Here is a 1,343-nt window from a genome sequence, read left to right on the forward strand (position 1 = left end):
CAAAAATTTATCCAAATCCAATAGTATTGGTGGGATGAGGTTATCTAATTGTCGGTTTACCTCTTTAGATAGATCTACTATTGATGCGTATGTTAATGGTCATCTTTGGTGGAGAGGTGCGAAGGACAAAGTAACAGCGCCTTATAATGATAGCGGTAGATTGAAAGGTGAAATTTTTCTGAATATCTACCACCATGATAATAATGGTAACAGGGGAGGTTTTTTTTGGACACAAAAACAATTTGCTTCGTTACAGTACCTTATAAATGGTCAGTGGGTTAATGTTGCTGATGATGAATATAAAATAACTAATCTGGACACTGCATCTAATCCACCTAGAGGTGAAGGTAGGTCTACATCAGATGGTAGATACTAACAATGCTGAATATAAAAAACTTCAAAGAATATAAACCGGAAAACCCTAAATTCGGTGAAAATGTGATTTATCTGATTTCCGATGATGGTCAGGACTGGTATGAATGTCAAAAAAAATACCGCGAAGACACGCTAAAAGTCGAATATTACGAAGATGGAACCATAGTAAGAACCTCAAAAGATGTCTCTCGGTTATGCCCGTATAATGCCAGTGTGTTGGAAACAGAAGTTGATGCGGAATTGGATATAAATCAATGTTATATTTTAAATAATAAATTGGTTAAAAAAGATGCCAAAATATTAGAGAAAGAAGCTCAGCTAGAATCAGCCCGCATTAAACAATCATTAATTTCCGATGCACAGAAACAGATGCAGATGTTGCATACCAAGTTATTGATGGGGCGCATTTCTGAATCTGAACGTCAGAAATTAAATCAGTGGCTGGATTATGTGGAAGTGGTTGAGGCGGTGGATATATCAGTTAGGTCTGATATTCAATGGCCTGAACAACCATAAAATAACAGGGGGTAACCCCTGTTATTATTCTATTAGATGAAATTAAGATTAATATTTTTTTTATATTCTCTTTATATTATATATCTATAGTATAAATTTCGATTATGTTATATGAGATATTAAGATCTTTAATATCTGACTCCATGAGTATTTTTAATGTTTTTCCATCAGACATGATTTTAAATATGAAAGCAGAAACCATATCCTGTTCATATCCTCTATTTGTCGCTTCTTGATATGCTTGTATCACAATTTCTGGAACAGGAGGAATAAAAACCCCCACACAAAAAGATATTCTCTCCCTATTGCGATACCTGCTTAATCCATTAAAAAATAAATACTTACCCAAACAACTTTCACTTAAGGTTATCACCTTATAATCGCGTTCCAAGAGCCAGGTACGATGATTAATTTCTCCAATTTTTCTCCACTCCTTAGCCCTGTCTCTTACA

At 34.5% G+C, this 1,343-nt stretch carries 3 protein-coding genes; 2 read left to right on the forward strand and 1 reads right to left on the reverse strand.

All coding sequences use genetic code 11. The features are described from left to right. Together AAC854_RS22505 and AAC854_RS22510 are read left to right on the forward strand one after the other, a co-directional pair. The coding region (locus AAC854_RS22505; RefSeq protein WP_340619038.1) for a hypothetical protein at positions 1 to 376 on the forward strand (376 nt) is incomplete at its 5' end. A gap of 2 nt (positions 377 to 378) precedes the next feature. After that, entirely contained in the window at positions 379 to 891 is a 513-nt protein-coding gene (locus AAC854_RS22510; protein WP_340619039.1) for a tail fiber assembly protein, read from the forward strand. 76 nt (positions 892 to 967) lie between these two features. Here AAC854_RS22510 and AAC854_RS22515 read toward each other — a convergent pair. Further along, positions 968 to 1,343: hypothetical protein (locus AAC854_RS22515; RefSeq protein WP_340619040.1), on the reverse strand; the 376-nt coding region annotated here is incomplete at its 5' end.

It is taken from the genome of Xenorhabdus entomophaga (assembly GCF_037996725.1).
GTDB lineage: Bacteria > Pseudomonadota > Gammaproteobacteria > Enterobacterales > Enterobacteriaceae > Xenorhabdus > Xenorhabdus khoisanae.

Bases quoted from the DNA above. Each gene is read 5' to 3' on its own strand.
- AAC854_RS22510 (WP_340619039.1), top strand. From the start codon at position 379: ATGCTGAATATAAAAAACTTCAAAGAATATAAACCGGAAAACCCTAAA.